This is a genomic window from Streptomyces sp. NPDC046985 (genome assembly GCF_040644415.1).
Classification (GTDB): Bacteria; Actinomycetota; Actinomycetes; order Streptomycetales; family Streptomycetaceae; genus Streptomyces.
The window spans coordinates 98,466-117,662 of sequence record NZ_JBEYWK010000018.1 but is presented as its reverse complement, the minus strand read 5'-3'; the positions used below and the strand labels follow the sequence as shown (position 1 = coordinate 117,662).

General features: G+C 68.6%; 22 protein-coding genes and 1 pseudogene. 17 read left to right on the top strand and 6 right to left on the bottom strand.

What is annotated here, in order from left to right:
• Positions 1-119 precede the first annotated feature (119 nt).
• The gene (locus ABZ861_RS23290) at positions 120-704 is read left to right on the top strand and encodes a helix-turn-helix domain-containing protein (RefSeq protein ID WP_361633100.1); all 585 of its coding nucleotides are present in this window, start codon (positions 120-122) and stop codon (positions 702-704) included.
• A gap of 440 nt (positions 705-1,144) precedes the next feature.
• Here ABZ861_RS23290 and ABZ861_RS23285 read toward each other — a convergent pair whose 3' ends face one another.
• A complete protein-coding gene (locus ABZ861_RS23285) occupies positions 1,145-1,882 on the bottom strand; it encodes an SDR family oxidoreductase (RefSeq protein ID WP_361633098.1) in 738 nt (245 codons plus the stop codon).
• Positions 1,883-1,948: 66 nt separating this feature from the next.
• On the opposite strand from ABZ861_RS23285, the gene ABZ861_RS23280 reads away from it, so the two are divergent.
• Complete coding sequence (locus tag ABZ861_RS23280; protein ID WP_361633096.1) at positions 1,949-2,518, top strand: helix-turn-helix domain-containing protein; 570 nt, start codon at positions 1,949-1,951, stop codon at positions 2,516-2,518.
• Positions 2,440-3,012, top strand: a complete 573-nt coding sequence (locus ABZ861_RS23275; RefSeq protein WP_361633203.1) for a cupin domain-containing protein — start codon at positions 2,440-2,442, stop codon at positions 3,010-3,012. Before ABZ861_RS23280 ends, ABZ861_RS23275 begins: the two co-directional genes overlap by 79 nt.
• A 306-nt stretch (positions 3,013-3,318) precedes the next feature.
• Here the strand turns inward: ABZ861_RS23275 and ABZ861_RS23270 are convergent, their stop codons facing one another.
• The 5 genes and pseudogenes from ABZ861_RS23270 to ABZ861_RS23250 form a co-directional block, all read right to left on the bottom strand.
• Positions 3,319-3,858 (bottom strand): AAA family ATPase, encoded by a 540-nt coding sequence (locus ABZ861_RS23270; RefSeq protein ID WP_361633094.1) that lies wholly within the window; start codon positions 3,856-3,858, stop codon positions 3,319-3,321.
• Between the two features lie 523 nt (positions 3,859-4,381).
• Positions 4,382-4,603, bottom strand: a pseudogene (locus tag ABZ861_RS23265) (GNAT family N-acetyltransferase); the annotation flags it as partial.
• A gap of 173 nt (positions 4,604-4,776) precedes the next feature.
• The gene (locus ABZ861_RS23260) at positions 4,777-6,798 is read right to left on the bottom strand and encodes an ATP-binding protein (RefSeq protein ID WP_361633092.1); all 2,022 of its coding nucleotides are present in this window, start codon (positions 6,796-6,798) and stop codon (positions 4,777-4,779) included.
• A gap of 237 nt (positions 6,799-7,035) precedes the next feature.
• Complete coding sequence (locus ABZ861_RS23255; protein WP_361633090.1) at positions 7,036-7,596, bottom strand: GNAT family N-acetyltransferase; 561 nt, start codon at positions 7,594-7,596, stop codon at positions 7,036-7,038.
• A complete protein-coding gene (locus ABZ861_RS23250; protein WP_361633088.1) occupies positions 7,593-8,366 on the bottom strand; it encodes a GntR family transcriptional regulator in 774 nt (257 codons plus the stop codon). Before ABZ861_RS23250 ends, ABZ861_RS23255 begins: the two co-directional genes overlap by 4 nt.
• A gap of 842 nt (positions 8,367-9,208) precedes the next feature.
• Here ABZ861_RS23250 and ABZ861_RS23245 point away from each other — a divergent pair.
• From ABZ861_RS23245 to ABZ861_RS23180, 14 genes are all read left to right on the top strand, one after another.
• Positions 9,209-9,478, top strand: a complete 270-nt coding sequence (locus tag ABZ861_RS23245; RefSeq protein ID WP_361633086.1) for a DUF6284 family protein — start codon at positions 9,209-9,211, stop codon at positions 9,476-9,478.
• Positions 9,478-9,732, top strand: a complete 255-nt coding sequence (locus tag ABZ861_RS23240; protein WP_361633084.1) for a hypothetical protein — start codon at positions 9,478-9,480, stop codon at positions 9,730-9,732. The genes ABZ861_RS23245 and ABZ861_RS23240 overlap by 1 nt, the downstream gene beginning before the upstream one ends.
• On the top strand, positions 9,720-10,259 hold the full coding sequence (locus tag ABZ861_RS23235) for a hypothetical protein (RefSeq protein WP_361633082.1): 540 nt from the start codon (positions 9,720-9,722) through the stop codon (positions 10,257-10,259). The genes ABZ861_RS23240 and ABZ861_RS23235 overlap by 13 nt, the downstream gene beginning before the upstream one ends.
• On the top strand, positions 10,256-11,257 hold the full coding sequence (locus ABZ861_RS23230; protein WP_361633080.1) for a DUF2637 domain-containing protein: 1,002 nt from the start codon (positions 10,256-10,258) through the stop codon (positions 11,255-11,257). Before ABZ861_RS23235 ends, ABZ861_RS23230 begins: the two co-directional genes overlap by 4 nt.
• Positions 11,254-11,868: a GGDEF domain-containing protein gene (locus tag ABZ861_RS23225; RefSeq protein WP_361633078.1), complete on the top strand. Its 615-nt coding sequence runs from the start codon at positions 11,254-11,256 to the stop codon at positions 11,866-11,868. Before ABZ861_RS23230 ends, ABZ861_RS23225 begins: the two co-directional genes overlap by 4 nt.
• Positions 11,865-12,203 (top strand): RRQRL motif-containing zinc-binding protein, encoded by a 339-nt coding sequence (locus tag ABZ861_RS23220; protein ID WP_361633076.1) that lies wholly within the window; start codon positions 11,865-11,867, stop codon positions 12,201-12,203. The genes ABZ861_RS23225 and ABZ861_RS23220 overlap by 4 nt, the downstream gene beginning before the upstream one ends.
• A gap of 33 nt (positions 12,204-12,236) precedes the next feature.
• Positions 12,237-12,539 carry a hypothetical protein gene (locus tag ABZ861_RS23215; protein WP_361633074.1) on the top strand — a complete coding sequence of 101 codons (303 nt, stop codon included), beginning with the start codon at positions 12,237-12,239 and terminating at the stop codon, positions 12,537-12,539.
• A 90-nt stretch (positions 12,540-12,629) separates the two neighbouring features.
• Positions 12,630-14,864 carry a cell division protein FtsK gene (locus ABZ861_RS23210; RefSeq protein ID WP_361633072.1) on the top strand — a complete coding sequence of 745 codons (2,235 nt, stop codon included), beginning with the start codon at positions 12,630-12,632 and terminating at the stop codon, positions 14,862-14,864.
• Positions 14,865-15,005: 141 nt separating this feature from the next.
• Positions 15,006-15,302 (top strand): hypothetical protein, encoded by a 297-nt coding sequence (locus tag ABZ861_RS23205; RefSeq protein WP_361633070.1) that lies wholly within the window; start codon positions 15,006-15,008, stop codon positions 15,300-15,302.
• 3 nt (positions 15,303-15,305) lie between these two features.
• Entirely contained in the window at positions 15,306-15,488 is a 183-nt protein-coding gene (locus ABZ861_RS23200) for a hypothetical protein (RefSeq protein ID WP_361633069.1), read from the top strand.
• A gap of 17 nt (positions 15,489-15,505) precedes the next feature.
• Complete coding sequence (locus tag ABZ861_RS23195) at positions 15,506-15,976, top strand: hypothetical protein (RefSeq protein WP_361633067.1); 471 nt, start codon at positions 15,506-15,508, stop codon at positions 15,974-15,976.
• An 11-nt stretch (positions 15,977-15,987) separates the two neighbouring features.
• Entirely contained in the window at positions 15,988-16,488 is a 501-nt protein-coding gene (locus tag ABZ861_RS23190; protein WP_361633065.1) for a hypothetical protein, read from the top strand.
• A gap of 86 nt (positions 16,489-16,574) precedes the next feature.
• Positions 16,575-17,432, top strand: a complete 858-nt coding sequence (locus ABZ861_RS23185) for a bifunctional DNA primase/polymerase (protein WP_361633063.1) — start codon at positions 16,575-16,577, stop codon at positions 17,430-17,432.
• Positions 17,433-17,434: 2 nt separating this feature from the next.
• On the top strand, positions 17,435-18,910 hold the full coding sequence (locus tag ABZ861_RS23180; RefSeq protein WP_361633061.1) for an ATP-binding protein: 1,476 nt from the start codon (positions 17,435-17,437) through the stop codon (positions 18,908-18,910).
• Positions 18,911-19,197: the final 287 nt, after the last annotated feature.

Genomic DNA, 19,197 nt, shown 5'->3' with positions numbered 1-19,197 from the left:
ACGGGCATCGGAGTTCATGCGGCGCGGCGGGATGCCATACTGGTAATACGGAGCGCCGCTCCACATCACGATCCACAATACGGAGCGCTGCTCCGCTTTGCAAGCAGGAGGTGTCTTCGATGCCCGCGGACGAAACGCCGCCGTCCCCCACCGGCCGACGCAAGCGATCCGACGTCCGGCGGAACGAGCAGATGCTCCTGGACGCCGCCGCGGCCGTGTTCGTCCGTGCGGGGGTGGACGCCCCCGTGCGGGAGATCGCCGCCGAGTCCGGCCTCGGCATGGGCACCATCTACCGTCACTTCCCCACCCGGGCGGACCTGGTGGTCGCGGTCTTCCGGCACCAGGTCGGCGCGCTCGCCGCCGCCGCGGACGCTCCTCCCGCCGCGGACACCCCGTGCGAAGCGCTGCGGCTGTGGGTCCACCAGTTCGCCGACTTCCTGGTGACCAAGCACGGCCTGGCCGAGGCGATGCGCTCGGACCAGCCGGGGTTCGAGAGCCTGCACACCGAGTTCGTCGAGCGCCTGATGCCCGTACTGGGGCAGTTGCTGACGTCGGCCGCCGTCGCCGGCCACACCCGCGCGGACGTACGCGCCTACGACCTCATGCTCGCCATCGGCAACCTGTGCATCGGGGTCAGCTCCTTCCCCGACTACCAGGCCCGCCGCATGATCGACCTGCTGCTCGACGGCCTCACGCGGACCTAGGGTCTTTCGTTCGGTTCATCGGCGGACCGAACGAAGAAAGCCCAGCTCACGATGAGTTCGTCAGCTCGACGTATTCGATACGGGAAGAGCGCAGAACATGCGCTTCGCGGTCGTCGTCGCTGATCATGGTGCACAGGAAGAGGGTGCGGCCGGCGGCGGCGAGTGCGACAGCCAGGCACCTCCCCGTCGTGCCAGCGGGGGCTCTCCGCGCAGACGAAGCCGGCGGCGAGCACGCGCGGGAGTTCGAGGACGATGGTCATTCCCCGAGAGTTTTTTCGAGCGGAAGGGTGCTGCGGGGTCGGTAGCCTCGCCGTAGGGACCCAGGCCGCGCCTGAAGGCGTGTGGTGTGCGGGAACGACGGAAACCGCGCACGACGATCCCGCGCGCCGACGGCCCTCAGCGGGCCCGCCCGTCCGACGGCTCATCCCTGTGCCGTCAGGTCAGCCCTGTGCCGTCGGGCGGACGACGATCTCTCCGACGTCGACCGTCTCCGGCTGCTCCACGGCGAACGCGACCGCTCGGGCAATCGCCTCCGGCGGCATTGCGATCGCATCCCTTTGCGCTACGAGGGCGGCGGCGGTCTCCGGGCTGCCGCCCTTGCCGATGCCCTCCGTGTTCGTGAACCCGGGCGAGACGAGCGTGACCCGCAGATTCGGCCCGGCCTCCTGGCGCAGGCCCTCGGTCAGCACCTTGACCGCCGTCTTGGTCGCCGCGTAGACCGCCTGGTTGGGGACCACCTTGTAAGCGGCGGTCGAAGCGGTGTGGACGAAGTGCCCGGCGCCCTGCGCGCGGAACACCGGAAGCGCCGCGGCGATGCCGTTGAGGACGCCCTTCACGTTCACGTCCACCATCGACTCCCAGTCCTCGACGCGGAGTTCGTCGAAGGGGGAGACGGCCATGCTGCCGGCGTTCGAGAACAGCACGTCCAGACGGCCGAAGCGCTCCTGGGCGGTCGCGACCAGCCGCACCACGTCCTCGCGCCGGCGCACGTCCATGGTGACGGCGACCGCCTCGCCCCCCGCTTTCTCGATTCGCTCCACGAGCCCGGAGAGCCGCTCGGCACGGCGTGCGCCGAGCACGAGCCGGGCGCCGCGCTCGGCCAGGTGGAGTGCCGTGGCCTCGCCGATGCCGCTGCTGGCGCCGGCGACGGCGACTGCCTTTCCAGAGATGCCTGTCATGCCTTCCATCCGATCCTCTACAATAACGGACAGTCGTCCGTATCTACGAACGAGGCTAAAGGACACATGTCCGCTTTGCAAGACGAACCTGCGCGCACGCCCCGCCCCCGGGCGGACGTGGTCCGCAACCGCGCCCGCTTGCTGGAGGTGGCCCGCGCCGCCCTGGCCGGTGACGGCGAGACGACCATGCAGTCGATCGCCAAGGCGACCGGGGTCGGGCAGGGCACGATCTACCGGCACTTCCCGACGCGGGAGGCGCTGCTGCTGGAGGTCTACCGGGCGGACTTCGGCGCGCTCGTGGACTCCGCGTACGCGTTGCTCGAACGCCACTCGCCCGACGTCGCGCTCCGGAGCTGGTTCGACGACCTCGCGGTCTTCGGACGCAAGAAGCACGCCCTCGCCGACGTGCTCGACGCCGCCACCCGGGCGGAACTGCACGACGAGCAGTACGACCGCATCATCGAGGCTATCCGCGCGATCCTCGACGCCGGTGTCGCATGCGACGCGCTCCGCTCCGACCTCGACGCCGAGGAGGTGCTGCCGCTCGTCGCCTTCCTCTGGCAGTTGGACACGCGCACCGATCCCCGGATCCCGCACCTCCTCGACGTAGTGCTCGACGGCATCAGAACGCGGTAGACAGCGCACGCGGACGGCGACGCGGCGCGGCGAAGGCGTACGCGGCGCCCCGGCGCGGCGCCGACCCCGGCATCGCCGGAGCCGAGCCGCTGGTCCTGGACATCGCCGACCCGGACTCGGCGAACGCCGACTTCCCCGGTGCGGCCCTGCACGCCGTCGCTCGCGGCACCGCATGGCTCGATCCGCCCGGCAAGCCCACATCGCAACTGACAGCCGGCGATCTGCTCCTTCTCCCGCCCGGCACCGAGCACGGACTCACCGGCGAACCGGGAACACGGATGGGAGCGTGCGACCAGGCATCCGCGCAGCGGTCCCGTGAACACGGCGAGGCGCTCACGCTCGGCAGCCCGCCCCGGACCACAGAGCTGATCACTCTCCACTATCGGCAGGACCCCGAGGTCAGCACCCCGGTTCTCCCCGTACTCGGTTCGCCGCTGCACGTGTCAGCGCGGCAGAACCCCGTGAACTCTTTCAGCGTCGCCACTTCAGGATGAGGACGACCTCGGTGATAACGGTCATGGGGTGAGGCTGACGCGACTCCAGCGACAAGGGCCTGCGGGACTCGGCGGGCGATCGAGGAGGGCGCCGATCACCGAAGTCCGGCGGGTCACCGTCCACCCGGGACAGAAGACGACATACGGTTCCCGGATGCGGCACGGCCACCGCGCCGATCAGCGGATCGGGCACCGGACCCACCCCGCGCAAAGCTTAGGCACGTCGGTGAACCACCCCCCGATCGCCACCAGAAGCGAGCGCTAACCGGGACGCCCGCGGCGACCCAGCGTGATGGTGAGCGACGGTTATCGGGTGGTCCCGGTCAGCCCCTGAACTGCGTCGATCACACCGTCCACCACTTCGGCCACCGGCTTGGACGCATCGATGATCTTCGCGCCACGGCTTTCGTAGATCGCTCGCATCCGAGGATTCCACTTCAGGGCCGCTGCGAGCTCTTCGGGATGTTGACCGAATGTGTTCGTGGTGCGGGTCGCGAGCCGATGGCGGAGGGTGTCCTCGTCGATCATCAGGCACACAACGAGGTCGAAGAGAGCGCGGACGTCTGCCTCGTTCTCCACCGACCCGCACAAGAACGCGATGCTGAAACGAGACTCCTCGACGAGGGTCTCAACGCGCTCACGGACGATCGCCCACCCATATCGGTCGAGCCAGCCCCCCGGAACCGGATACGGAGGATCCACCACAACCTCGCCGTCAGCCCGGTCGATCCAGCGACTGAAGCCGTCCTCGTCGGCGTCGAACGCAACGTAGCCTCGCGCTCGCAACACCCCGCAGACCGTGGACTTACCAGTCCCTGAATTGCCGGTCACCCACACCAATGTCACCCCGCCAGCGTAGACATGACTGCCCCGGGACAGCGCCGTGAGGGACTGCCAAATAAATGACGCAAAGGGGATCATCGGGACTGAGAATCGGCGACTTCTGCGCAGCGAATGAACCTCGGCGCCGTCCTGTCGCCGGACGCCCTCAGTCGCCCACTCGTCCACGGCCTTGCACGCTGACCGACCGCCCGTCCACCGGTTGTCCACAGAAGGCGATCACGTTTGCCTCGCAGGGAGTTCCCCACCGCTACGGAGCGAGCGTGGAAATCACAAAGGGCCAGGTCAGATATCATCTGACCTGGCCCTTCATTGAGCCGCTTTCGGGATTCGAACCCGAGACCTACGCATTACGAGTTGTCCGATCTTGGTCCGGGGGCGTCCGTGGGTGTCCGCCGCGAAGGCGGAACGGCTGGTGAAGCGCCCTAGCGAACCGTTGTGGACACCGGCGGACCAGGGTGGATTGGGCGGCAAGTGAGCCCAGAAGTGAGACCGCGAGGGAGGGGCCCTCACGGTCCACCGTCATCCGTCAGGCGGCAAATCGAAGTCTCTCCGGGGCTGGTGTACGGTCCGAGAACTCATGGTCCACAGGCACGGCTTCGCGTTGGGCAAGCCATCCGGAGACCCGAGGACCACCGTTCACGGCGACTCCCTCGCGGACGGTGCGGACGTGCTCGAAGCCGTGGTCCACGTAGTACCGCTGGAGTGCCTCATTCGTCGTCCAGGCGTCCAGCCGTACCCACCTGGCACCAGGATTCGAACCTGGGAAGGCTGAGCCGGCAGATTTACAGCGGGCTCCTCTCCCCCTCATGGCCTGCCGATTTCAAAGAGCCGAGCGCTGTCGGGGGACACCTGGGGAGACCCTCTCTGCCCCCATAGCCCCTGGCGGCTACTGAGGTCCTGGTTCCCCCAGCGCCGGACGCCCTACTCCATCGCAGAGGACCGATCAGGTGTGGCATCCCCACTCCGAGGGGCTGGAACGCTGGCGCCTGACTCCTCGTCCTCGGCCTCGTCTTCCGGCAGCAGGATCGTCGGAGTCGCCTCGGCATGCTTGCGCACGAGATATTCCAGGGCGTGCTCATCCGTGGATTGATAGTCGAGCCTGTCCCGGTAAAAGTGCAACCTCTGCTTGCACTCCTGAACAACCTCGCTCCACTCGCGAACCCACAATCTCGCGTTAGTGCCGACCGTGGCAGCTTGACCGGGGGGCAAATGAGGTTGTCGGGTGAGACTCCGCAATGCGTCATCCATGGAATTTCCAATTAGCCAGAAATCCCAATTTGCGTCAGTAGCCCGAAAGCGTTCGTCAGCGACAACGGTGGTCGCATATTTTACGAGCTGACTGAACTCAGCCATGCCGAGCGTGACATTGGGGCGCTTAAGTTCTACGACGAGGTGATGAGGTTTCTGCACCCATACCGTGGTCTTAGACAACATTAGATCGACCCTGCCGATAGTTCCATCCAGGAGGCGCACGCTAGTATCTACGGGTTCGGGGGCCCTAAGAAGAGACAAGTGCTTCCGAAGAACTTCCGACAACCCACGTTCACTGACCATGAGGGAATACTCTTCCCCGAAGACCCAAGCCTCGTTCTCCAGGATCTTGTGCAACTGGTCGCGCTCTCTTGTAACCTTCCTTGCCTCGGTATCGAAGAGCAGTATTTCCAGGGCCCGGAGAAAATCGAGGCGGTCGGTCACCTCTGTAGAGGTGCGAATCAGCGACGTCAGACTTGTGCGCTGCAAAAGAAGCCCGAGCTCTTCCTTCTCTTGACGAGAAAGAGCAAAGACTCTTTCAAGGATCTCTGGCGTGTGATCCGGCTTCGCTGCGAGCGTCTCCTTCAGGAGGCCCAGAGTGGCCCTCCTCGCCTTTATGGATTTCGGGATATGCTTGGCGATGGTCGTGGCTACCGTATCGAAGGCTTCCCGTTCGGTGATCTCCGTCGGCTCTGCCGCCTCCCCTTCATAGGGGTACACCTGCTCTCGCTGCCACTCCAGGACCTGCTCGCGACGGCGATCGTCGACCCGGCTCCGAAAGTGTCCGCGCAGTCGCCCTCTAGCTTGCTCTACGACAGACGAGGCCGGCGAATCCTCATCCCAATCCACCAACGCCAGATCCTGTGGCCGGTTTTCAAACCCCCGCCACGAAAGGTATGCCGTGAAGTTGAAACCCGGAGCCTGAATTTCCGGGCGCAGCTTCACCAATGGCATGCGCCTAGAATCACACAGCGTCAGTTCACGCGTCACACCTTTGCGCCACTCAATGACCCTCAGTTCCGGAGCAGGGTATTCACCTACCTGATCAAGGTGATATTCCTGGGAATGGACTTGAACTTCCCTAGGATCAACACGGACGCCATCATAAGTGATCGAAGTGTCTGTGTACGTCTCGAGATAGAGAGCAAACTCAGTTGTCAATACTGCAAGCACTCTTGACGTGTTCAGCAAGCGCTCCAGATAAGGGACCGCCCCCCAAGCCTCGACTGTGGTGCCGGTGCCTTCATCAGTCAAGCCGATACTATCGATGACATAGTCGCGCATTGCTGATCGGCCAGCCTGGATCAGGGTCTTAACTTTTCCATCGACGCCCTTGCCCACAGTTGTCCAACGCACTTGCTGGCCGATAGCAAATGTGCGGACGCGACCTTGCCCATTCCTGCCGTGCATCGACCGATGCTTGTCCTGAGAAACGAGCGCTGTTTTCTTCCACGACCCACCCAGCTTGTCAAAATAGGAGGGAATAGCTTCCGATGGCATTCCGTGTCCGCCGTCAGACACTGTTACCTTACTAATCCCCCCCAACTCATCGCGCTCGATGCTCACCGTGACATCAGTGGCATCAGCGTCCAGAGCATTCCAGATAAGCTCAACCACCGCGCCTACTGGGTCGTTCAGTTTGGCGACACTCTCGACGTGGTCCTGGTCAACTCCCAGCGTGATGCTCCCCATGGCCCCTCCCCTGAGCAGTGCCGAGCGACGTGATCAGCGCATCGGCTACCGTCAGTATCGGCACCATGACTGACATTGTGAACACCGCGATCGACACGCCGTCAGTGGGCACCACTCACACAGCCCGAACTCCCTAGCTCCGTGGGCGGCTGCTGGGCACCCCGGCTCCGCGGCCTCCTACTGCAACAACCCAACTCGTCGGGCCACTGGGAGAACGTCGCACGTGCCTCGCATCGGTCAGCTCAAGGGAGCTGGAGCTGGTGTTTCATCAGTGAAGTCGTGGATCGTTGGGCGCGTCAGGCGCTGCGCGAGCCATCCGGAAACACGAGGGCCCCCGTTCACCGCACCCCCTTCGAGTACTGTCCGAACGTGCTCGAAGCCTCGATTAAGGTAGTAGGCCTGTAGGTCCTCATTGGTCGTCCAGGCATCAAGGCGGAGCCACTTGGCGCCGGCTCGGTAGGCGCGCCCTCCTGCCCAATCGAGCAGACGACCGCCGACATTCTGTCCGGCATGGGTGCGGGCCACCGTGAGCTTGTTGATGAAAAGAGACGGCTCCGTAAGCTCCCGCTCTGTCCAGAGCCCGTCTTCCGCGTCAGGGGTCAGGGTGATGGTGGCTGCGGTCACATCGACGTCCACCACCATGAAGACCGTGCCCGCCTTGATGGTCTCCAACAGCTTGTCGGCAGGGTAGGGGCGCTGCCACTGGTCGGTGCCGAGACGAGACAGCCAAGCTGCCGCCTCCTCGCGGAAGGCGAGCAGCTTGGCTACGTCCTCGGGCTGAGCAGGGAGGATTCTCACTGAGGCTCGTTCTCGCTTCGGGCGGACAGGTCGCCGATCTCGTAGTTCATCCGGTTCAGGTCTCCCCGGAACGTCGTGATGGTGCACCGGACCGGCCGATCCGCCGAGTAGCCCGTGCGCGTCCAGATCATCACCGGAACGCCGGCCCCGATCTCCAGCAAGCGCGCCTCCTCTGGAGTCGGCATGCGAGCCGAGATCTCGTCAAAGTACCCAACCTGCTCAGTACCCCGGTCCGCGAGGTACCGCGTCGTCCCCTCTTCGATGTCTCCCGGCTCAGCAAGTCGGGGCGCCTCATCGACCAGCCACGACGGGTAGAACGTGGCCTGCGTGGACCACGGAACGTCGTCTACGTAGCGATGACAGAACCGAAGTACCGTCTTTGTGGCCGCCTCCACTTTGAGCCTGTCGGCCACGTCTTCTGAGGCCGGCAGCACCTCGACGCGGAACGTCTGATGCGGGCGTCGGCCCGCGTTCGTCACGTCCGTGCGGTACGCGTCACCGTTCTGCGGGAAGGTCAAGTTCTCGAACCGCGACGCGTTCAACTCGAACACCTCATGAGACCTGACCTCGTAACCGAGACCCTGGCTGGACGAGATCAGCCCCTCGCTGACCAGCAGGCTTAGTCCGTTGCGGATCGTGTTCCGAGAAGCGTCGAAACGCTGTTGCAGCTCATTCTCGGAGGGCAGCCGCGACCCCGGCTCGTGCGTGCCATTGACGATCTCACGGCGCAGGACATCGGCGACTTGCCGGTACTTCGGCTGCTTGTTCATGCAGCCATCATGACGCACTCGGCCAGCTTGTTGGTACATGTAGCTCTGAACCCCTTGACGACCCACCCCGAGTAGGTGCAGCATCAGCACGTCAACTTGTACCAACAAGTTGGCCAGGTGGTGCAACACCTTTAAGTGTGCCCGCTTGTGCCGACAGCGCCCGGAGGAAAGCCCGCAGGGGTGAGTACGAAGGAAGCCTTCGTAAGTTGACAACTGAACAGTGATCGTGCGGGACCGACGCAGGGTCGGTGGTCTTGGTAGGTGCCTAGGGCGAGGGTCCGGGGGCAAACCGCCGTGATGAACGCAGGCTCTCCCCTACGCGCCAGGCAGGCGCCGCCCGGAATTTCGGGTGTGGGGAAGTGCAGCGGGGTCCCAATGCACGTGGCGGCAAGAGTGAGACCGCCCCCGCGGCGACCGGGTCAAGTCGTCGGCGGCACGCCAACCTGCACCGAATCGTGCAAGCCGCCCTGCTGGCGTCAGAGCAGTGACGATGACGCACCCGACATCCCGGCTCGGGACCGGTGCACTGTGGCAACGGCGCACCGGTGAAGCCGTTTCCCTGCGATTTGCGGGAGGTCGGCATGGGCCGACGAAGACCTTGAGCTCCGCCGGCACGGACCGACCGGCGGTGCCCGAACCGCAAGCCCGGTCCGCTTCCTGGCTTCGCAGCGCGTGACGCTGCGGCCGGCTGCCTCTCCCGCCCGTCCGTCCCCCGTACTGCATGGGGGCGTACGGGCGGGAGTGCGGGGAGCCGGAGTCCCGACTTCAACGGCGCGTGCCCCCGGAGTTGCAGCTCCGGGGGCACTGTTCGGGCCGTCCCACTATGAGAGGAACACGACCCAATGGAGCACATCGTTACTGTTCAGGACGTTGTTACGGCGTTCGCGGACTGGATCGAGCCGACCAGCGCTGAGCTGGCCGCGGTCGAGCGGGAGATGCCCGTGGTCCTGGCGGACGTCGACCTGCTCGACGTACAGATCACCATCCTGGACCGCGTCCCGACCGAGTTGGACGACCGGCGGATCCGCCGGGCTCGCCGCCGGGCGCTGGCCGCCCGGGTCGCGCTGGTCAACCGCGCGGCCGGCGTGAGCCTGGCGGGGGGTGCTGCGTGATGGGGCGCAGGTTCAAGGACATGCAGACGCCGGAGGAGCAGTGGGCGGCGTCCCGTCAGGCGTCGCAGTCCGCCGGGGCGTCCGCGTCCCGCGTCCGCCCGGCCGGCAGCTCCGAGTGGCGGCGGATGACCGCGTATCAGCAGGCCGCGCACCTGGCCCGTCTCGACGGCCGCGAGGACGAGGCGCGCCGGTGGGAGCAGAAGCAGTCGCAGGCGGGCGAGGCGAGGCCGAAGAAGCGGGGGTGGTTCCGGTGATTCGCATCGTCACCCGTAAACGGCTCGCGCTGCTGGAGGCCGACACGCACGCCGCGTTCGAGCGCGCCCGGCGGGCCGGTGAGGCGGCGAGCGTGGCGGCCGGCCGGCACGAGCGGGAGTTGGCCGAGGCCGTCGACCGCGCGGAGCGTGCCGAGGCGACCACGGATGAGGTGGGCGTGCTTCTGTCGCACGCCGTGCGGGAGGCGAGCGCGGCCGAGGAGCGTCTGCTGCTCGATCAGATCGCGTTGCGGCGTCTGCGCGGGGAGCTGGCCGAGGCGCGGGAGCCGGGCCGGGCGGTGTTCGTGCTGCTGCACCGCGGCATCCCGCGCATGGTCTACCGCAGCCGTGCGGAGGCGTACGCCGACACCGCCACCCACGGAGTCCCGGCGGACGCGACCTGGAGCCCCGTCCGGCAGTTCTGGGCCGATGCGGAATGGGTTCTGTCGGCGTTCACGTACGACCCCGCCGCGCGCGGGTTCCGCGGCGCGCTGTCCCCGGTCGCTGAGTCGGTCGGGGGTGCGGCGTGAGCGCTGTTCACGTCCGTTCAGCCGAGAAGGCGCTGAACGTCGGAACGTGGCTGATCGTGTTCGGCGCGATGCTCTACAGCGTCCTCACGGTCACCCCGCTCATGGCCGATCACACCGCCGCCCGGTGGGCGTGGACGGCCCCGATCCTGCCTCTCGTGGTGGATGCCGCGGTGGTCATCGTGGTCAAGCTCGACGACGTGCTGGCCCGCCTTGGAGGGAACGGCGGCCGGTGGCCGATCGTGCTGCGGTGGATGACCGGCCTGATGACCCTGGCCCTGAACACCGCCGACTCCGCGTTGAAGAAAGACCTGGTCGGCATGGCCGTGCACGCGGTCGCGCCGCTCCTGCTGATCGTCACCGCGGAGACCGGGCTGGCCTACCGCCGCGCCATCGCACGCGCCGTGACCGCGCTGGAAGCCCAGCAGAGGGCCGAGCGCGAGCAGCGGGAGCGGGCGGCCCGCGAGCGCGCCGAACGGGCCCGTGCCCAGGCCCGCGAGGAGCGCGAGCACGCCGCCCAGACGGCGCGTGAACAGCGCGACCACGAAGCCCTCATGGCCCGTGAACAGACCGAGCGGGAAGAGAGCGCCCGGCGCGAGGAGCGGCAGGCTCGCGAGCGTGAGCAGGCTGCCGAGCGGGCCGCCCGTGAACGCCGTGAACGCGAGCGTGAACAGCGTGAACACGAGGCGCTGAACCGTGAACGCCAGGCCCGCGAACGCGCCGAAGCGGAACAGCGCGAGCGTGCCCTGACGGCGGAGCGCGAACGCCGTGAACACCGGGAGCGGGCGGCTCGTGAACGCGCCGCGCTCCTGGACCGCGCCCCCGCCCAGAGCAAGCTGCCCGAGGACGAAGCGCGCCGGATCACCCTCGCCGCGGTCGAGGCGGGCATGCCGGTGCGGCAGACGGCGGACCTGTGCGGCTGGTCGGTCGGGTGGGTGTCCGCCCGCTACACCGAGCACCGCGACGGCGCAGGACTCGCCTTTGAGGGGGCGTCCTCATGAGCACTCCCACCCTCGCCACGGTCGCGGCCGTGCTGGGCATGACGTGGTCCGTGCACACACTGTGGATGACGCGTCGCTTACGGACCGCGCGCCGTGACCCGCTGACCGGGCTGTGGACGCGGGACGCCTTCACCCGCCGGGCCCGCCGCCTGCTGCGCGACCCGCGCGCCGTGGTCGTCCTGGCGGACGTGGACCGCTTCAAGCAGGTCAACGACGTCCACGGCCACGCCGCCGGCGACGCCCTGCTGGTCGCGGTCGCCGCCCGCCTCGCCCACGGCGCCGCCCCGGGCGGGGTCGCGGGGCGGCTCGGAGGGGACGAGTTCGCCGCCGTCGTCGTCGACCGCGACGGCACGATGGCCGACCGGCTGCACACCCTCTCCCGCGTCCTCGCCCGACCGGTCGACACCGCCCCCGACGTGCACACCACGGTGTCGCTGGGCTGGGTCCGCGCCGCCGACCATCCCGGCGAGGACCTGTCCGCGCTGCTGCGCCGGGCGGATGAGGCCATGTACGCGGCCAAGCGCTCGTCCTCGCCCGTACGGCGGGCCCGGCTGGGCAGGCTGCTCTCCTCCGTCGCCGGACGGCGGCCCGGACGGCGCGGCGCGGCATGAGCACCCTGCCCGTCTACCGCTGGCACCTCGCCCCGGACGGCTTCGCCACCCGCCGCCAACTGCGCGCCGCAGGTCTGCGGCCCGGCGGCCAGGACGTGGCCGCGCAGCTCGAACGGCCCCGCCGCCGTCGCGGCCCGCTGGTCGCCTACCTCTACCGCGTCGACCTGGCCAAGCCCGTCCGGCCGATGACCCCGGCCCGGCGAGCGGCGCTCGCTGCGGCCAACCGGGCGCGCCGCGTCTGCCCGCAGTGCCGCACGGACGCGGGCTACGTCATCCCCGCCTCGCTCGGCATGTGCGTGCCCTGCGCCTTTCCGGAAGAACAGCGCGCCGCCTGAACCGCCCCGCAGTCCTTCAAGGAGACGACCGCCGTGACCCGACCCACCCTCCCCCGCCGCGCCGTCGCCCGCCGCGCCCTCTGCTATCCGCTCACCGACGGCCGCCGTCCCGAGCACGGCCGGCGGCTGACCGCCCACCAGGCCGCGGCCTGCATCCGCAGCGCCCGCAAGCAGACCGGCAAGGCCGTGGCAGCCGTCCACGTCTACGCCACCGCCGACCGCGACGGCACGGCGCTGCACATCGGCTACGTCCACTACACGCCCGGCCACTGGAGTGGCGTGGACGACGCCGCCGACGTCTACGAGATCCCCACCGACGCGCTCACCGACCTCTGAGCAACCCCACTACGCCGAACGGGGCCCGGCCGTCCACCTCCTACAGCGCCGGCCGGGTCCGCCAACCCTCCATCCCTGAAGGGAAGCTCAGTGAATCACCCCGACGAGAACCACGAGTTCTTCGAGCACCTCGAAGCCGAGATGAACACCGACCGCACCGGCGAGGTGGTCGACCTCGACAAGGCCCGCAACGCCCGCGCCGGATCGCCCGACCGCACCGGTGCCGAGTCGGACGACTCGGCTGTCGAGGGGTCGGCCGTCCGCACCCTCGACGCGTCGGCCGACACCGGCGAGGACGAGTCGGGCGACTCGGCACGGCCGCGTCCGGCCGACCCGTCGACCCTGCCGGGCACCGGGATCACCACGTACAAGCGCAAGCCGATCCTGCCGTCCTGGCTGAAGTCCAAGCCCGGCTTCGTCTCCACCGCGCAGCGCGCGACCGGCAACGCCTTCTACGCCACCGCCTATCACGGCATCCGCACCCCCTGGTACCTGTACCGGCTGACGCTGGACGCACCCACGGGTGCGGCCCGGCTGATCTCACAGTCCAACCGGTGGGTGTGGGACGCCGAAGCGGCCCCGCTGCGGACGTACGAGGTGGAGCACGAGAACACCGGCGAGTACCTGAAGCTGTCCCGCCAGCGTGACCGCCGCGTGCGGCTGCGCATGCTGGTCATGGCCGTTGCCGGACTCACCGGGGTGCCGCTCGCGATGGCCTGCTACATCCTGGCGCCGGGCTGGCTGACGCTGTTCGCGTCGGCTGCGGTGCTGGTCGCCGGGTTCAAGGGCGGCAGGGCCGATGAGCCCGTGATCGGCCGGGCCGTTTTGAAGACCGAGTTGGAGAAGCTGACCACCTCGATCGTGCTCCGGGCCCTGGACAACATCGGCAACCCGAAGCTGACCGCCGCCATCAAGAAGGGCGGCGACATGAACGGGATGCGGTTCACCTCCGAGATCACCCGCGACGGGCCCGGCTACCGCGCCGACCTCGACCTGCCGTGGGGCGTCACCCCGGAGGACATCATGGAGGCCCGCAAGTCCCTCGCTTCCGGGCTGCGGCGCAAGGTCGGCTGCGTGTGGCCCTCGGCCGACCCGACCGAGCACGAGGGACGGCTTGTGCTGTGGGTCGGGGACAAGCCGATGAACGAGACGACCAAGCCCGCCTGGCCGCTGCTGAAATCGGGTGTGGTCGACCTGTTCAAGCCCGTCGTGTTCGGCAACGACCAGCGCATGGGCGACGTGTCGGTGACCCTGATGTTCGCCTCCGTCATCGTCGGGTCGATCCCGCGCATGGGCAAGACGTTCCTGATGCGGCTGTTCCTGCTCATCGCCGCCCTCGACCCCCGCGCGGAAGTCCACGCGTTCGACTTCAAGGGCACCGGCGACTTCGGCGCCCTCGAACCCGTCTGCCACCGCTACCGCGCGGGCGACGAGGACGAGGACATCGAATACGTCCTCAACGCGCTGCGAGAGCTGCGCGCGGAGCTGCGACGGCGGGCGAAGGTCATCAAGTCGCTGCCGCGCTCGCGGTGCCCGGAGTCGAAGGTGACCCCGGAGCTGGCAGGCGACAAGAGCCTGCGGCTGCACCCGATCGTGGCCGGGTTCGACGAGTGCCAGGTCCCCTTCGAGCACGAGAAGTTCGGCGCGGAGATCGAGGAGATCTGCACCGACCTGGGCAAGCGGGGTCCGGCGCTGGGCATGACGATGCTGTTCGGCACCCAGCGGCCGGACGCGAAGTCGCTGCCCACCGGCATCTCCGCGAACGCGGTGCTGCGGTTCTGCCTGAAGGTCATGGCGCAGCCGGCCAACGACATGGTGCTGGGCACCTCGATGTACAAGGCCGGCTACCGGGCCACGATGTTCTCCCGCACCGACCGCGGCATCTGCTGGATGGCCGGCGAGGGCGACGACCCCCGCATCGTCGCCTCCGCGTTCGTGGACGCGGTCGGCGCTGAGCAGGTCGTGGCGCGGGCCCGGCAGATGCGCGAGGAGTACGGCAACGTCACCGGCCACGCCATCGGCCAGCTCCCCGAGACCGAAGAGGCATCCTTCGACCTGCTGGCCGACGTGCTGAAGGTCGTGGCGGTCGACGAGGACAAGGTGTGGAACGAGAAGGTCGCCACCCGTCTCGCCGCCCTGCGCCCCGAGGTCTACGCCGGGTGGAAGGCCGAGACCGTCGCCAAGAACCTGCGCCCGCACGGCATCACCGTGCAGGACGTATGGGCCACGAGCGACAAGGGCAAGGGCACCACCCGGCGCGGCATCGCCCGCGCCGACATCGCCGCCGCCATCACCGAGCGTGACGGAAAGGCGGGCAAGGGCTGACGCGGACCGCTGCTAGGTCTAGCACCCCACCGGTGCTAGACCTAGCAGCCCCGCTAGCACCCCGTTCCCTGTCTGATCAGGGGACTCGCATCTAGCACCTCACCTGCGGGAATCCCCGAAAACCGCCCTGGAGGGCACCCCGTGACCCCCTTCCCCCTTGCTGGCGCCTGCCTGCTCATAGTTACGCTCTGCTACTTCAGCGTGTGTGCGGGGAGCCCGTACGGCGACTGCCGCCGCTGCCACGGCATGGGCCACGCCATCAAGCACGACCGCAAGGGCCGGGCCAAGCGCGGCAAGAACTGCCGCCGCTGCCAGGGCCACGGCAAGCGCCTGCGCGTCGGCCGCCGCCTGTTCAACCTCTGGCTGCGCATCTACCGCGAGGGCCAGACCGAGCCCGCGAAGACCTCCGCTGCCCGTCCGTTCGCGAAGAAGGGCTGACCCATGGCCGTCACCATCTCGCTCGTCCTGCTCTTCGGCATCTTCCTGGCGCTGATCCTGCGGTCCAACAAGAGCTACGGCACCGCGCTCGTGGCCGCCCTGTTCGGCTTCTACCTCGCCAGCACCGGCACCGCCTCGACCATCAACAGCCTCATGACCGCAATCGTCCACGCACTGCCCAACTGACCTGGAAGGGAACGACCGTGAACGAACGCCTCACTCACGAACCCGCCAAGGGCGCCGTGGCCGTCTACCACCCCCAGCCCTTCGACCTCTACACCCCGGGCCCGGCGCTCACGGTCGACCCGTACGGCAAGCGTCAGCCGGTGGTGTGGGTGCCGGACGCATACGGGCGCATGGTTCCCATGCCCAAGCACCTCGCCCCCGCCCCCGTCCAGCCGACGCAGCCGCGTGACCTCACGCCGCTTCCGCTCCTGGACCCCATCGCCCAGCGGTTCATGGGCGCCGGGCTCGGCGGCGGCGCCCTCGCGGCCGGCGTCGGCTACGGCGTCGGCGAGGTCGTCAACGCCGTCGCCGGAATCAGCGGCGGCGCCCTCGTGTGGGCCGCGGTCATCGTCGTCGCCCTGCGCGCGCCCCGCGCCCTCGGCGGCGGCAAGGGCAGCACCGTCAACATCCGCCGGGCCGTCATCAAGCGCAACCACTTCTACGGCTAGGGAGCCAACCCATGCAGAATCAGCCCGCCACACCTCTGAAACTCGGCGACCAGGCCGCCGAAGCCGTCCGCGCCATCAACCACACCACCCGCGCCCCCGGCGAGGACTGGCAGTACCCCAGCCACGCCTACAGCCTCATCGGCACGCTCGCGCACCTGTCGCGCATGCTGCCCCAGGCCATCACCCAGGCGCTTGGGCCCGTGACCGACGCGCACACGGCCGGGCGACTCACCGTGGACGGCGGCAAGGACCCCGACCAGTCCGCAGCGTCCGCCGTCCAGACGGCGCGCGTCGCCATCGGCCGCGCCCAGCGTCTCGCCGCCGCCCTCGACCAGGTCCACTCCGCTCTCAGCCCGCTCGGCTACGACACCAGCGACGACGAGGACGAACAGCCGTGCGGTGAGGGCATGTGCCAGTGCTACTGCGTCGGCCTGCGCCACCCCTGCGGCTGCGACTGCCCGCACGAGGACGACTGCGACTGCGACTTCTGCACCGCGCCCGACCCGTACTAGATGCGCCCGGGGCGGGCGCCGTCTCTCCACAAGCCGCGCCCGCCCCGGTCTCTCCCATCCCTCGTAAGAGCAGGAGATACCCCAGCATGACCCATCCCGCCCTGATCCGGCGAGACCACCTCAGCACCGCCCTGCGCCTGGCGGCCGACGGCGTGCCCGTGCTGCCGCTGCGCCGGGGCAAGGTGCCCTTCGCCAACTGCCCCGCCTGCCTGTACACCGCGTGCGGCGGGCGCCCCCACATGAAGACCCCCGGGTCCTGCCGCTGCCCGCATCCGTGCCACGGCTGGGCCGCTGCCACCACCGACCCGTGGACGCTCAACTCACCCGAGTGGGCAGCAGCGTGGCGTGAGGCGGCGGCGGTCGCCTACCACCCGGGCGGCGCCGGACTGACCGTCGTCGACCTCGACCACGCCGACGCCGTCGCCTGGGCCCGCGCCACCCTGCCGGCCACCCGCACCGTGGTCACGACGCGCGGACAGCACTGGATCTACCAGGGCGTCATGACCTCCGCGAACGGGGTCCGCGACGGCGTCGACATCAAGTCGACGATGGCCTACGCCCGCTGGCGCGGCCCCGGCACCGGCACCCTCACCGAGCTGCCCGACACCGTGCGGGCGCTGACCGTGAAGACGCCCACCATCTACCAGGCCCCGTGCATCGACGCGCTGCCCACACACGCAGTGGAGGGCGCCTGTAAGCACCGCACGCCCGCGTTCCTGGAACGCGGCATCACGATGGCCGTTCAGCGCATCAACGGAGCGTCCAGCGGCATCCACGCGACCGTGTACGCCACGTTCCTGGCCGTGCTCTCGACGCACGGCCGGTGCGGCTGCCTCACCGAGGACCACACGGCGCGGCTGTTCGCCGCCGCGCAAGCCAAGGGGGAGAGCCCGCGGCACTGCGCCGACGCGTGGAACAACGCCCGCACGAGGTTGGGACTGTAGCCATGTCCGAGGACGACAAGACCCCGGCTCGCGAGGTCATCGCCGAGTACGCGCAGGAGCGGTTCCGGTACTTCCGCACCGCCGACGGCACTGTGTACGCGCAGAAGAACGGCCACCCCGTGGCCCGTCCCATCCGCTCCCAGGGCACGACGGGGAGCCACCGCCAGGAACTCATGGTCGGCCTGTTCAAAGACGGGGTCGGCGTGTTCAACGGCACCGCCCTCAAGGAGGCGCTGGACTTGATCGAAGCACTCGCACTCAACGAGAACACCCAGAGCGTGCACATCCGCGTCGCCCCCGGCTTCGACGGTGCGACCTGGCTGGACCTCGGGCGCAGCGACGGCCAGTCGGTGCGCATCCACCCCACCGGATGGGACATCCGCGTCCCCGACCCGCGTGAGGTGTGCTGGCGGCGCACCCAGCTCACGGGCGAACTGCCCCTGCCGGAGAAGAACACCGACGGCAAAGGCATCGACCTGCTGTTCCGGCTGTGCAACTTCGTCAACGCCGAAACCGAGTGCCTGGCCATGGCGTGGCTGGTCGGGTGCCTGGAACCGTCCGTCCCCGTCCCCGCCCCGTTCCTGACCGGACCGCAGGGCGCGGGGAAGTCGACGGCCGGCCGGATGCTCATCCGCATCATCGAGGGCATGAGCAGCGACCTGCGACGGGCCCCGAAGGACGAGGAGAACCTGATCGCGGCAGTCGCCGCGGGATGGGTCACGGCGCTGGACAACCTCTCCCACATGACCCCGGACCTGTCCGACGCCATGTGCTGCATCGTCACGGGCGCCGAGTCCGTCAAGCGGGCCCTGTTCACCGACGGAGATGTCTTCCGCGCCCGCTACCGCCGCCCGCTCCTGCTGACCGGTATCGACGTGGGTGTCATCCGGCCCGACCTCGCCGAACGCCTCCTGCCGCTCCGGCTGGAACGGCCGAAGGTGCGGCGCACCGAGGCGGAGCTGTGGACGGAGTACGCGCAGGTTCTGCCCGTCGTGCTCGGCTCGCTGCTGGACCTGACTGTCAAGGTCCGGGCCGCGTCGGCGGAGACGCCGACGGATCTGCGCATGGCGGACTTCGCGCACCTGTGCGCGCAGCTCGATGCCGCGATGGGTCTCGGGGCGCTGCCCGCCTACCGGGCCGGGCTCGACGACCTGAACGATGACGTGATTGAGGGCGACCTTCTCGCGCAGACCGTGCTTGCGTACGCGGCCGACATGCAACCCGGGGAGCAACAGCGGATGACCTCCGCGGAGTGGCTGCATCTCCTGACGCGGCTCTACAGCGGCGAGGACTGCCGCCCCCTGCCTAAAGGGTGGCCGACTACCGGCAAGGTCCTCTCCGACCGCCTCAAGCGGCTTCAGCCCACCCTCGCGGCGCGCGGCCTGAACGTCGACTGGGGACGCACGCGCGAGGCCCGCTACATCGAACTCACCGAGCCCGCCCCGGCACCCGGCCCGCACCAGGGCGCCGCGTTCTGAAGCGGTCACCGCACAACAGCAAGAGGAGCACCCGGGGGGACCCCGCGCAGGGTGCTCCTCTTGCTGTTCGGTGCGCAGCACCCTGCTGAGGACGCGCCGCGAAGCGGCTCCTTCTTCATGTCCTGTGCTGCGCACAACAAGAGAAACCACCCCCTCTCTTTCCTAGGTAGGAAGACTCTGCGTCACCTGCGTCACAGCCGACGGAAACCGGCCCCTGACCTGCCCGGACAGGCGTGACACAGGACCGATCGGCTGCGTCATCGTGCGTCACCTGCGTCACGCCCCCG

Excerpts from the sequence above, each read along its gene's own strand:
- ABZ861_RS23290 (WP_361633100.1), top strand. The coding sequence starts at position 120 with ATGCCCGCGGACGAAACGCCGCCGTCCCCCACCGGCCGACGCAAGCGA.
- ABZ861_RS23285 (WP_361633098.1), bottom strand. The coding sequence starts at position 1,882 with ATGACAGGCATCTCTGGAAAGGCAGTCGCCGTCGCCGGCGCCAGCAGC.
- ABZ861_RS23280 (WP_361633096.1), top strand. The coding sequence starts at position 1,949 with ATGTCCGCTTTGCAAGACGAACCTGCGCGCACGCCCCGCCCCCGGGCG.
- ABZ861_RS23260 (WP_361633092.1), bottom strand. The coding sequence starts at position 6,798 with ATGGGGAGCATCACGCTGGGAGTTGACCAGGACCACGTCGAGAGTGTC.
- ABZ861_RS23250 (WP_361633088.1), bottom strand. The coding sequence starts at position 8,366 with ATGAACAAGCAGCCGAAGTACCGGCAAGTCGCCGATGTCCTGCGCCGT.
- ABZ861_RS23245 (WP_361633086.1), top strand. The coding sequence starts at position 9,209 with ATGGAGCACATCGTTACTGTTCAGGACGTTGTTACGGCGTTCGCGGAC.
- ABZ861_RS23240 (WP_361633084.1), top strand. The coding sequence starts at position 9,478 with ATGGGGCGCAGGTTCAAGGACATGCAGACGCCGGAGGAGCAGTGGGCG.
- ABZ861_RS23225 (WP_361633078.1), top strand. The coding sequence starts at position 11,254 with ATGAGCACTCCCACCCTCGCCACGGTCGCGGCCGTGCTGGGCATGACG.
- ABZ861_RS23220 (WP_361633076.1), top strand. The coding sequence starts at position 11,865 with ATGAGCACCCTGCCCGTCTACCGCTGGCACCTCGCCCCGGACGGCTTC.
- ABZ861_RS23200 (WP_361633069.1), top strand. The coding sequence starts at position 15,306 with ATGGCCGTCACCATCTCGCTCGTCCTGCTCTTCGGCATCTTCCTGGCG.
- ABZ861_RS23190 (WP_361633065.1), top strand. The coding sequence starts at position 15,988 with ATGCAGAATCAGCCCGCCACACCTCTGAAACTCGGCGACCAGGCCGCC.
- ABZ861_RS23185 (WP_361633063.1), top strand. The coding sequence starts at position 16,575 with ATGACCCATCCCGCCCTGATCCGGCGAGACCACCTCAGCACCGCCCTG.
- ABZ861_RS23180 (WP_361633061.1), top strand. The coding sequence starts at position 17,435 with ATGTCCGAGGACGACAAGACCCCGGCTCGCGAGGTCATCGCCGAGTAC.